This window comes from Paenibacillus sp. GCM10027627, assembly GCF_042675505.1.
GTDB lineage: Bacteria > Bacillota > Bacilli > Paenibacillales > Paenibacillaceae > Pristimantibacillus.
The window spans coordinates 474,821-486,857 of the sequence record NZ_JBHTHB010000002.1; the positions used below are offsets into that span (position 1 = coordinate 474,821).

Genomic DNA, 12,037 nt, shown 5'->3' on the forward strand with positions numbered 1-12,037 from the left:
ATCATCATTTCTCCCTTAAGGTGACTTTCATTTATACTCGTAAAATCATATTTGCTACTACTCGTCAGCATAGGTTATTCCATTCGTTCATATACGTAATCATGCTATCTTGTCCGGCAAACGTTTAGAGCCCGCTATTGATAAAATAAGTTGAATATGTCAAACTGTTTGATGGATAAGAGGCACTGCCTCCGCTTACAGAAAGAAAGGACGTGACGGTGTCGCTATGACCAACTGGCTGCTGCGCGCCATGACCGAGCTAAGCTCACGCAAATGGATTTCACAACTAACAGGCAAGTTCGCTCAATCTTCCGCAAGCCGTCCTATCATTCCCCGCTTCGCGAAAATGTATGGCATCGCCGTGCACGAGGCGGAAAAAGAGCTGCGGGAGTACAAAACGTTAAACGAATTTTTCACCAGGCGGCTGAAGCCTGGCATGAGAGACATACATATCGGCCATCAATCTCTCGTTAGTCCCGTGGATGCGCTTGTAACGGGCGCAGGAACGATCCAGTCCGGCACGATCGTAAATGTAAAAGGGCAAGATTATACTATTACGGAGCTGCTTAATGGATCGCCACGAACAGCCAACTATTTAAACGGCTATTACATGGTGCTCTATTTAAGTCCGACAGACTACCACCGGATTCATGTGCCCGTCTCCGGCCAAATCGTCGAACGGGAACATTTGAGGGGGAAAGTGTATCCCGTCAACGATTTTGGACTTAAGCATATGAAACGGGTGCTTAGCCGAAACGAGCGGCTCATTACGTACATCAGCCATTCCGGCGGAGAAGCCGCTGTCGTCAAAGTCGGCGCTATGAATGTGAGCAGCATTCAGTATGTGTTGCCGCTGCAAAAAAATGTGGTGAAGGGCGATGAGCTGGCCTATTTCGAATTTGGCTCCACCGTCGTTTTGCTGCTGGAAGATGACACGTTTGTGCCGCGTGAGGATTTGCAGCCCGGCCTGAAGGTAAAAATGGGCGAGCGGCTTGGGGAGCTTGCGGCAATCAAGGATTAGAAATAAAAACTTAAGCGGCGGCCCTTTTCGAACTTGAATCGAAGAGCGGTCGCTTTATTTTGGAGAACAGCTTAGGGGATCCATTTGAAAAGCCCCGGTAAAAAAACCTTGATAGGCTTAGGCCCATCAAGGTTTCTTTGAGGTCTGTCCAATGTAACATCAACGCAATGAAGCGACTGGAATAATCTGTTCCAAAATGTGTTGAACCAGAACTGAATTTTGCGCGGACCCTTCTCCTTGCAGCATCTCCAAATGAAAGCCCGATCCTTGATATTCGATCAGCCTGCCGCTTGTCGCTTCGCTCCATGTTTCCTCATAGTGCTTGCGAATCGCCCTAATATGATGAATGGTGCAGGAAACGGTTCCTTCATTGATGAGCTCATTATAATACATTAGATAACTGGTCACTTTTTTAAAAATATCATGTTTTAAAAGAGGAACGTTCATATATTCCGAATATCGTTCACCCTCTATTTTTTGCGACCACTCCTCTACCTGCGCAGCAGCTTCGTTTGGATCCATGAAATGGATTTCCTCTTTTCGATAGGAATCAAGGAGGATGATGTTGGAGACGGCTGCGCCTCTCCGTTCAAGCTCTTTAGCCGTCTCAAACGCCAAATTGCCTCCTGCAGAATAACCTATCAAAACGTACGGACTATTCGGCTGGATTCGCATGATATGGTTTGCATAACGCTGAATTCGCATTTCGTCTTCTATAAAATCAAATGCATAAACAGAATAACCGTTCAACATGCGGGATAACCCTTTAAACTCAAACCCGAAACCGAAGATGGAAGGAAAACAAAACACTGCAGAACCTTGATCTTCATTCAATAGAATTGGAGTCCCATCCTCGTGCTGCATCCGATATTGCTCGAACCCCTTCATTTTGGCGACCAGTTCCTTAATCGTCTTATACTGAAACACGAAGGATATCGGAAGCATAATTCCATACTCCTGTTGAATTTTAGCAATGATGGACATCGCTTTAATTGATTGACCGCCAAGCTCAAAGAAATCATCCGTTACGCCGATCTCATGAAGATTAAGCACTTCCATCCAAATGTCAGCCATAAGCGCTTCTTCCTCATTGCTTGGCGGAACTGCGGCTCTGATGAGTTTTATTTCTTCTTTCTCTAATGCTTTGCGATCCAGCTTGCCGTTTGGCGTCAATGGCATTTTTTCGAGCTGCACAAAATAGGGCGGGATCATATGCTCCGGCAGCTTTCGAGCGAGCAGTTCCTTTAGCTCTTCCGAACGAATCGGCTGCTCCGACGTATAATAGCCGCACAGCGCCCCATCTTCCCCTCCGACTACCGCCGCTGCCGCTTCCTTGACCTCATCGTGCCACAGCATCGCTGACTCGATTTCTCCAAGCTCGATTCGAAAGCCCCGGATTTTCACTTGCTGGTCCATCCTGCCCAAGTATTCGAGGTTTCCATCCGGCAGCCATCTGGCCAGATCCCCCGTTCGGTACATTTTTCCTTCAGGAATAAATGAGCAGTCCACAAACTTCTCCGCCGTCAGCTCTTCGCGGTTGTAATACCCTCTCGCAACGCCGTCACCGCTTATGCATAGCTCTCCCGGCAGATGTGGAGGAAGAAGCGCTCCATTCGCGTCTACAATAAATATGCGGGTATTCGCTAAAGGCCGGCCAATGGGTATCGTGCTCGATGAAAAACCATGATCATGAACGGGGTAAAAGGTTGCATCGACGCAACATTCTGTAGGCCCATATACATTGGTAACGGACGCATTTGGATAACAGCTTTTAAACTGCTCATAGGTGCTGGTGGTCAGCGCCTCACCGCCGATGATGAACTGTCTGGCTCTTAAAACAAGTCCAGGCTGGTGACTGGCAACGAGCAATTTCAAATGAGACGGCGTTCCGTCAGACACATCTATCTGGTATTGATTATAAAAGCGGAGGAGTGCTATGCCGTCTCTTCGAGTATCATCCGGCACGATATGGAGCGCATGCCCCCCTAGCAGAGCCGGGAACAACTGCTGGACAGAAGCGTCAAACGATATAGGAGCCAAAAGCGCGATATTCAATTTCGATTCGTTAGCTGCGTATACCGAACCATACAAGCCATGGACTAAATTAACGACGCTCCGATGCTCAATCATGACCCCTTTCGGATTTCCCGTTGTCCCGGATGTGTAGATGATGTAGGCTAAATCCGTCGCTTCGCTTAGAGGTTCTGGGTTATCCGTTCTGCCGCCATGCTGCAGCGCTTCGTCTTCCAGTTCCAGTTCCAGTTCCAGTTCCACTACGAGCCCGCCGAATGCCAGCTTCTCCCTAAGATGACGCTGGGTCAACAGGATAGACATCCCGCTGTCACCCGCCATGTAGGCCAGACGCTCTGCCGGATACGACGGATCAAGCGGCACGTACGCGCCTCCGGCCTTCAAAATAGCGATAATGCCGGCCACCATCTCCGTTGACCGCTCCGCCATGATGCCGACTGGCTGACCACGGCCTACGCCCATCTCCCTCAACTGATGCGCTAGCCTGTTAGCCCGTTCATTGAGCTTGCGGTACGTCAAGCTCTCCTTGGCGCTGACCAGCGCTTCGCTCTCCGGCGTTCGCTCCGCCTGCTCTTCAAACAGGACGTGCACCGTCTTCTCCCGCGGATAACTCGCTTCAGTCGAATGAATATCCGTTACCGCTAGCCGCTCTCTTTCATCCAGCAGCGTCATCTCGGAAAATTTCCTCTCGGGGTACATCACCGCCTGCTCCAAAATGCGCAGCAGATGCTGGCCCATCCGCTCCACGCTTGCTCTCGTAAACAACCGAGTCCAGTAGTTCAACTGGAAGTGAATCTTGCCCCCACTTTCCGTGGCCGCCAATAGCAGATCGAACTTCGCCGACGTCCCTTCAAGCTGCTCCGGATGGAACGAGACATCAGATGAGGGCCATTTCTCTGCCGACTTCTCCGCCGCGGACTCCTGCTTCGCAATTGGCTCTTCCAGCATCATGCTTTGCAGCACAAACATCGTGTCAAACAGAGGATTCCGGCTGAAGTCCCGCTTCACTTCCACCTGATCCACCAGCTCTTCAAACGGATAATCCTGATTCTCAAACGCCTGCAAAGCGTTTTCCTTCACGATACCCACAATATCGGCAAAGCTGTGCCACGGCTCCGTTCGGTTCCGCAGTGCCAGCGTATGGACAAACATCCCGATTAACCGTTCGAGATCATCATGCCGGCGACCCGCCGTCGGGCTTCCGATGACGATGTCCTGCTGCCCCGTATACTTAGACAGCAGCACATGATACCCCGCCAGCAATACCATAAACATCGTCGCGCCCTGCTCGCCCGCCAGACGATTTAATCGCTCGGTCAATTGTTCTCCGGCTGTAAACCGAACCCAGTCGCCCTGCCGGTCGAACACCGGGGGCCTCGGATAATCCGTCGGCAGCGCAAGCACCGGGACTTCTTCGGCAAAGCGTTCCCGCCAATAATTTCCCTGACGCTTCATCGCCTCCGATGCGAACAACTCCTGCTGCCACGCCGAATAATCTTTATAATGGATGCGCAGCGGCGGCAGCGCATTTCCTTCGTACAGAGCTAGAAACTCCCGCTCCAGCAAAAGCATGGACATGCCGTCGCTGATCAAATGATGCATATCGTAGAGCAGCAGGTAGCTTTGCTCTCCGCTCTTCACCAGCTTTGCCCGAATGAGCGGAGCCCGGCCGATGTTAAAGGGCTTCACAAATTTGCCCAGCTCCACTTGTACTTGCGCATCTGCCGTCTCTGCCCGTTCCAATTGAAATGCGACCGAATCCTCGACCCGCTGTATCGGCTCTCCCTCTTTCCAAGCAAAAGAAGTACGCAGCGATTCATGCCGCTCAATTAATCGCTGGAATGCCGTCTCCAGCCACTCCGCCTCAAGCTCTCCTTCAATCCGGATGACTCCCGGCATGTTGTAGCTCGTGCTTCCCTCCTCCAATTGCTGCAAAATAAGGAGCCGCTTCTGCGCCGATGACACCGGATAATACGCTCGTTTTGCTACCGGCTGTATATTCGCATACACCGACCGATTGGCTCCCGCCGCCAGCTCCGCCAGCCCACGCACGGTCGGATAGCGGAACACCGCGTTCAGCTCCAGTTCCACTTGCAGCTCCTTGTATATCCGCGATACGACCGCAACCGCTTTCAGCGAATGGCCCCCAAGCTCGAAGAAGTTGTCGTCAAGCCCTACCTTCTCCACGCGCAAGACTTCTTCCCAAATGGAAGCTAGTTTGCGTTCAATTTCACTTTGCGGAGTAGACGAAACCTCGCCTTCGCCAGTCGACCTGATGTCCCCCGCCGGCTCCGGCAGCGCTTTTCGATTCAGCTTGCCGCTAGGCGACAATGGCATTTGTTCAAGTCGCATAAAATAAGGCGGAATCATATGCTCCGGCAACGTTAGAGCGAGCAGTTCTTTGAGCTCTTCCGGGCGAATTGGGTGATCCGACGTGTAGTAGCCGCACAACGTTTGATCATCATCTCCGACTACCGCCGCTGCCGCTTCCTTAACCCCAGCGTGCCGCAGCATCGCCGACTCGATTTCTCCAAGCTCGATTCGAAAGCCCCGGATTTTCACTTGCTGGTCCATCCTGCCCAGGTATTCAAGGTTCCCATCCGGCAGCCATCTGGCGAGATCCCCCGTTCGGTACATTTTCCCCTCTAGAATAAACGGACAATCTACAAACTTCTCCGCCGTTAGCTCCTCACGGTTGTAATACCCTCTCGCAAGACCGACTCCGCTTATGCACAGCTCTCCTGCAACCCCGATCGGCTGCATTCTCCGCTCTGCGTCCACCACATACATCCCCGTATTGGCAATCGGCTTGCCAATCGGTACGGCTGTTCGCTCTTCTCCTGGACGGCAATCATAAAAAGTGACGTCTACCGTCGCTTCAGTCGGTCCATACAAATTGCTAAGCTTTGCCTCTGGAACATGGCGGTAGAACGCCGACACCTGCTCTGTCTTCAGCGCTTCTCCGCTCGTAAAAACCTGCTTAAGACTCGTCAGCTTGAAGCGTTCCCCCGCAGAATTCAAATAACCGGTAAATGCGCTTAGCATCGACGGGACAAAATGCATGACCGTCACCCGCTCCCGCTGAACCGTTTCCGCGATGGCCCGCGGGTCCTTCTCTTCACCCGGTCCAAGCAGAAACAGCTTACCTCCAAACCAGGACCACCAGAACAGTTCCCACACCGATACGTCAAAGCTGACCGGCGTCTTTTGCATAATGACATCGCTTTCCTCTAGAGGATACTTCTCCTGCATCCACCACAGCCGGTTCACGACGCTCCGATGCTGGATCATGACCCCTTTCGGGTTTCCCGTTGTCCCGGATGTGTAGATCATATAGGCCAAATCCGTCGCTTCGCTTAGAGGTTCTGGATTATTCGTTCGACCGCCATGCTTCAGCGCTTCGTCTTCCAAATCCACTACGAGCCCGCCGAATGCCAGCTTCTCCCCCAGATGACGCTGGGTCAACAGGACGGACATTCCGCTGTCTGCCGCCATATAAGCCAGTCGTTCTGACGGGTACGACGGGTCTAGCGGCACATACGCGCCTCCCGCCTTCAAAATCGCGAAAATGCCGGCCACCATCTCCACTGATCGTTCCGCCATGATGCCGACTGGCTGGCCTCGGCCTACGCCTATGTCCCTCAACTGATGCGCCAGCCTGTTGGCCCGTTCATTGAGCTCGCGGTACGTCCAGCTCTCCTTGGCACTGGCAAGCGCTTCGCGTTCTGGCGTTCGCTCCGCCTGCTCCTCGAACAAGGCGTGCACCGTCTTCTCCTGCGGATAGCTCGCTTCCGTGGCGTTAAAGTCCGCCGGTATAACACATACCTTATCTTCGTTTTCGATGGATTGTAAGCTGCTGCTAGATTTCAAATCTCTCTGATCCAGTGTAAAAGCGGAGAACGGCTCGTACACATCGAGCGGTGCCGTTGTTCCCACGCATGCCTCAGCCATACCGTAAGTAGGTTTCATCGTTTCGAAACGCAGCCCATGCTTTTCCAGCTCTATCATAAATCGCAGACATGGGAGCGAAGAAGTCGGCTCAGCGCCATTGCTCACCTTGCGGACATGGGACAAATCCCAGCCTTTTGCAAATTCAGGCCTGTAAAAATCAAGGAAATGCTTAAAGCCAAAATTGGGTGACGACAAGTATGTGATCTTGTGTTCGCTCGCTTTTTTCATCCAGAGGATCGGGGAGCGAATAAACAAAGGAGTAGGCATTAAATAGAGGTTTACAGCGGCAGCCAAAGGAACCATATGAAAAGCAATGTTTCCGAAATGATGGGTTAATGGAAGCCAACTGATGCAGGAATCCTGTTCGGAGCTATACTGCTCTAGACTAACTAAACGATCGATGTTCGCTATCAGATTGCGATGGGAGAGCATAATGCCTTTAGGATCGCCTGTAGAACTTGAGGAGAATTGGATAAGCGCAAGATCATCTATATCTGGATTATGGACAACGCCTGAAATGGAATGATTGTTCCATATTAGATCGTCTGTAAAAACCGTTTTTTTCTGCATTTCTTCGGCAACGGAATGGAATCTGGCCCCATTGTCGATTCCTTGAGTCAATACACTCCACGTTTGGCGGTCAATGGCCAAATAAGGAGAGCGAAGCAATTTCCAGATTTGAAGCAACTTCAATCGGTGCTCATCGTTGCTTCCGACGGCAATAGGTACGGGAACAACCCCACCGAGAATGCAAGCCCAAAATAAAGGAACAAAGTGTTCGTTTCGCTCGATTTGAAAAACGAGTACAGCGCCCGGTTCGATTCCGGCAGCCTGAAGTTGGCCTAATAAAGATATTGCTTGATCATAAAGCTCACCGTAAGACATAAAGTCTTCCGTGTTGTCATCCGTAATAAAAGTAATGCCTCTGGAGTCTTTGGACGCAATTTGTTTAAAAAGTTCAACTAAATTGGCGTGACTTGGCATTTCATTTCTCCTTTTTCGATAATAGACAAAATGGGATTGCTGAGAAGGACAAGGATGAACCATTCATTTGCGGTTATCTTTTAGGGATATGATTCGTTTTCCCTCTTAGAGGAACTCTATTGCAGCGAGATTGGAATGGTAGACATGAGGAATAGCGCGTATCGCAAAAGAATTCATCATTTCCTGCGGCACATAAGAGATGAATTTCGAAGGAACATCTGAGTGATGAATATAAAATAGATTCCTGAGGACTTCTTATTCTCTCGATCCTCAGATAACAAAAATCTTCTGGGCCAGTAACATTATTTACACCCCTTCTACAATTCGTATGGTTATGACATGCATAAAGTACCACATATTTCCCTATTTAACAACATTTAATATAGAGAAAGTTTATAGCATATAATTTAAGGATTAATTTTAAAATCGTCGCAAGAAATGTGGTTTTGTGCTGATTTATGTCTAAAAATATATAGGAGTTAAGGGGGTTTAGGGAGGAATTTCTCTTATTATAAGCGTTACATTTTTCACCTTTTGCTAGGGTGGGCTAAATTAAGGACGACGTGAGGATGGGTGAACGGCTTGAGGAGCTTATGACGGATAGTCAACAATAAGTAAAAACAACAAAAAGCTGACCTCTTCCAAAAAGATTTCGGTGAAAATCGATTCATTATTAAATATTTATCGCTTTACCCATTAAGTCTTTTCATTATCCTCCTCCAGGAACTTCGAATGTTTCAGCCCTAGGCAATGAAAGTGTTTTATTTATTAGATATCATTTTAGCCTATCTTCCGAATCGTTAATATTAATATCTTGAATTAATACTGGATACCAGCCGCTTTTATTCGCTTATACGATTACTTTACCAAAAAAATCTGGCTATCAAGGTTACAAACAATAACTCTTTAGTAGTTTTGAGTTGCAACTGTTAAATCCAATCCTTCCTCTCTTTCCGGACTGCCCCTCTTTAAGAGATACAATTACATCCCCCTTATTCGTTAAAAACAACTTATCTTTGTAGTCATACATTGGATGCTTATAAAATAAGTAGTACTCCTTTTCAGATGAAAACACATCCGTTTTGTATAGTTGATTATCCACTCGTGGCCAATTTTTTATATTTCCCCATAGCTCAATGTCAAAAGATTAATTTGTTTCAGTAACTCCTTCAATATTTATTTTAATTCGTCTTTACTCACTAAACTTCTAGGGGAAATACTCATTTTGCATCCTCCTGGGTTTGCTTTAGAAAATAGGATGTACTATTTATTAATCAGGCTCGTTCCAGCGAACAAAAAGGCTGTTTTACTCCTGTCTATCAATACATAGCCCGAAATTAAATTTGCTCCCAACAAATAGCAAGCCACTAATGTCCTTTTATAAATAGGTGAAATTCATAATATATTTATTTGAAAAAACGCAAGAAAGCGAAGATAACAAAAAACAGGTTAATCATGGTGGTATTTGACCATAATTGACCTGTTTCATGTAACGCTTTAGTGTTAATTAAGTTATACTCATCAAACATTTACGTGCGTACAAAGGAAATCAAAAAATTCTTGTAGCGGTATTACTTGGGTTAAGTATGACATTGTTTGAATGATCGGTTTATTCGGCACTGGGTAGCCCCCACCAAAAAAAGAAACCTTGAAAGGCTATGTGCCAATCAAGGTTAAAAGGATCATTTATTATTCATACAACTTCCCAACATAAAATAAATTCGCAAGAAAGTTCCAATCTATATTTTGAGGTATTGGTACATTGTTATTTTCATAATAACCTTCCATATCCTCAACCCAAGACTTTATTCCTTCAAGAAAACTCTCAATGTCTCTATTTTCCCAATCATCAGGGTTTGATTTAAAATCCTTAACTAACAAACCAATAAATTCTGTAAATTGATCTTTTTCACTGACTTTTTTTATTTCTTTATATAATTCCATGTTCTCCTCCTACTTTATCGTGAGATTGTTTCCATCCCCTAGTTTTAATTTAATTGAATTTCCACCATTTTTCGTTGTCATTTTCCACATTTGACTATTAACCATTTGTTTAGTAGCCCATTGTACTGGAATCTTTTCAGTACCTGCAATTCTAAATGCGGCTAGTCTTCGATGATCCAACGTCCAAGTCTTTCCTGCATCATCTTTCCAAACATTAATAGGTTTTAAATCACGTGGTGAAAGTTTTCCTGATTTAAGTGCGTCAGCATTTCCTAATACAGTGTGGTCACCAGTTTTGTTTTTTATAGAACTTTGCATAAAATGAATGTTCTTCGGGTTCAAAGAATTACCCGTACCCCTATTAGAACTTTTTACAAAACTCGGTGATTTCTTAGTGGACACCCGGCTAGCCATAGTAGGTCCCGATTTGCTCGAAGTCAACCTGACCAGGCTAACATTTTTGCTGACGGCATTCGTTGCTTTGACCGTCTTCGTTACCTTTATCGCGACTTGGGCTACTTTTATGATTTTACCTGCTGGCAACAAACTAACGCCTGCCATTATTCTTTGGCCAAGGGTAGCTTTCGGATTAGCCAATGTCATAATGTCATCTAGAACGGCAAACTTCGCCACTTTGAAAGTAACTTTCGCTGCCTTTTTGAGCCACTTAGGCATATGCCCCGTCGGATCGTCGTACATCATCGGCTCGTTGTTCACATAGGTGTACAAGTTCAAGCTGAACGGATCTTTCGGGTCGCCACGGTACGTGTCTTCGCTGATAAAGCGAGCGATGTCAGCGTCATAGTAACGGGCATTCAAGTAGTACAAGCCCGTTTCGTTATCATACTAATAACCCGCGTAACGAATAGGACTGTCAATCTTGCCTGTACCCGTCGTCAATTGGCCTGATGCATTATAGAACTTCGTCGCCGTGTGAATCGGGTTGCCGAAAGCATCATAATCATAAGTCGTACGGAGTTGTCCACTGGAATCGCGCAAGCTAATGACATCGCCGTGACCGTTATACGCATAGTATACTTGGTCGGCTCCGTGCTTGCGAGTAACCAATTGCTTGCCGTAAATATTGGGAGCTTTGGCCTCGGAACGCTCATTCAGCTCCAGAACGACCTTATCTCCTTCGTAGAGATAACGGGTTGTGCCGCTGCTCGTCGTCTTCTCGACGCGGCAGCCTTCGCCGCCGTTGTATTTATATTTAATGGTTCCTTGCCCAAAGAAGTAACAAGCCTTGGAACTTTCTGACGACCAAGTAAACCGTACTAATAAAAACCAATATTAAATCCTGATTAATCAAATAATACGAAGAAACCTTGAAAGGCGGTAGGCCAATCAAGGTTCAGATTAAAACTGATCATGTACTTTGCGACTCTGTTTCCAACAAATCACAACTACTACAAAAATGAAAATAGATATATGATTCTCCGAAGAAAAATGAGAAGTTCTCATGAATTAAACTAGTTGAGTCGTAGTCTTCACTACAAATAGTAGCAAGATACTTCATTTCTTGACTACAACATTCACATTTTTTATCAATAGTTTTTAAAGCAAAAAGTGGATTGCCTAGAATTCTACACACGTACTCTGAACCAAAGGCCGCAAAAGCACGGTCATTATCATTTTCATTAATTGGAGTATCGAAATTCTTTAATTCTTGTAAAGTCATAGTAGATAAAGGTAGCGGATAAGGAAATCTATCTTCTTCTTCAAGAATCCAATGTTCCTTATCAAACTGCTTTACAATTGTCACTGTATTAGATGCCGTATCAAGTTTAAACACTTGACCCGCAGTGAGTCCCGTCACATTGTCATACGTATAGACCGAAGTACCAAGGCCCAATACAAATTTACTTGTAACCCGACCTTGCTCGTCATAGGTACGGGAGGTGCGTCCAGAGACGTCCACCATCGACAGCTCGTTGCCGTTGCCGTCATATGTGTACGTAATCGCATAGAAGACCATAAGTAAAAACAACAAAAAGACGATCTATTTCCGATATCATTTCGAAAAAAATCGCTTAATTTTTAAATGCTTATCGTACCATCTATTAAATATTTTTAATATCATCCAGTAATTTCATGTTTTACCGA

Annotated in this window: 5 protein-coding genes and 1 pseudogene; 1 reads left to right on the plus strand and 5 read right to left on the minus strand. The window is 46.6% G+C overall.

Annotation, left to right across the window (positions count from 1 at the left end; all coding sequences use genetic code 11):
• Positions 1–226: 226 nt before the first annotated feature.
• Positions 227–1,021 carry an archaetidylserine decarboxylase gene (gene asd, locus ACFQZE_RS10185; RefSeq protein ID WP_379356401.1) on the plus strand — a complete coding sequence of 265 codons (795 nt, stop codon included), beginning with the start codon at positions 227–229 and terminating at the stop codon, positions 1,019–1,021.
• A 159-nt stretch (positions 1,022–1,180) separates the two neighbouring features.
• Here the strand turns inward: asd and ACFQZE_RS10190 are convergent, their stop codons facing one another.
• The 5 genes and pseudogenes from ACFQZE_RS10190 to ACFQZE_RS10210 form a co-directional block, all read right to left on the minus strand.
• A complete protein-coding gene (locus ACFQZE_RS10190; RefSeq protein ID WP_379356403.1) occupies positions 1,181–7,987 on the minus strand; it encodes an amino acid adenylation domain-containing protein in 6,807 nt (2,268 codons plus the stop codon).
• A 1,689-nt stretch (positions 7,988–9,676) separates the two neighbouring features.
• Positions 9,677–9,931, minus strand: coding sequence for a DUF7660 family protein (locus tag ACFQZE_RS10195; RefSeq protein WP_379356405.1), 255 nt, complete (start codon positions 9,929–9,931; stop codon positions 9,677–9,679).
• 9 nt (positions 9,932–9,940) lie between these two features.
• Positions 9,941–10,765: pseudogene (locus ACFQZE_RS10200) on the minus strand (RHS repeat-associated core domain-containing protein); the annotation flags it as partial.
• 12 nt (positions 10,766–10,777) lie between these two features.
• Entirely contained in the window at positions 10,778–10,999 is a 222-nt protein-coding gene (locus ACFQZE_RS10205; protein ID WP_379356407.1) for a hypothetical protein, read from the minus strand.
• 301 nt (positions 11,000–11,300) lie between these two features.
• A complete protein-coding gene (locus ACFQZE_RS10210) occupies positions 11,301–11,855 on the minus strand; it encodes an rRNA methylase (protein ID WP_446786227.1) in 555 nt (184 codons plus the stop codon).
• Positions 11,856–12,037: the final 182 nt, after the last annotated feature.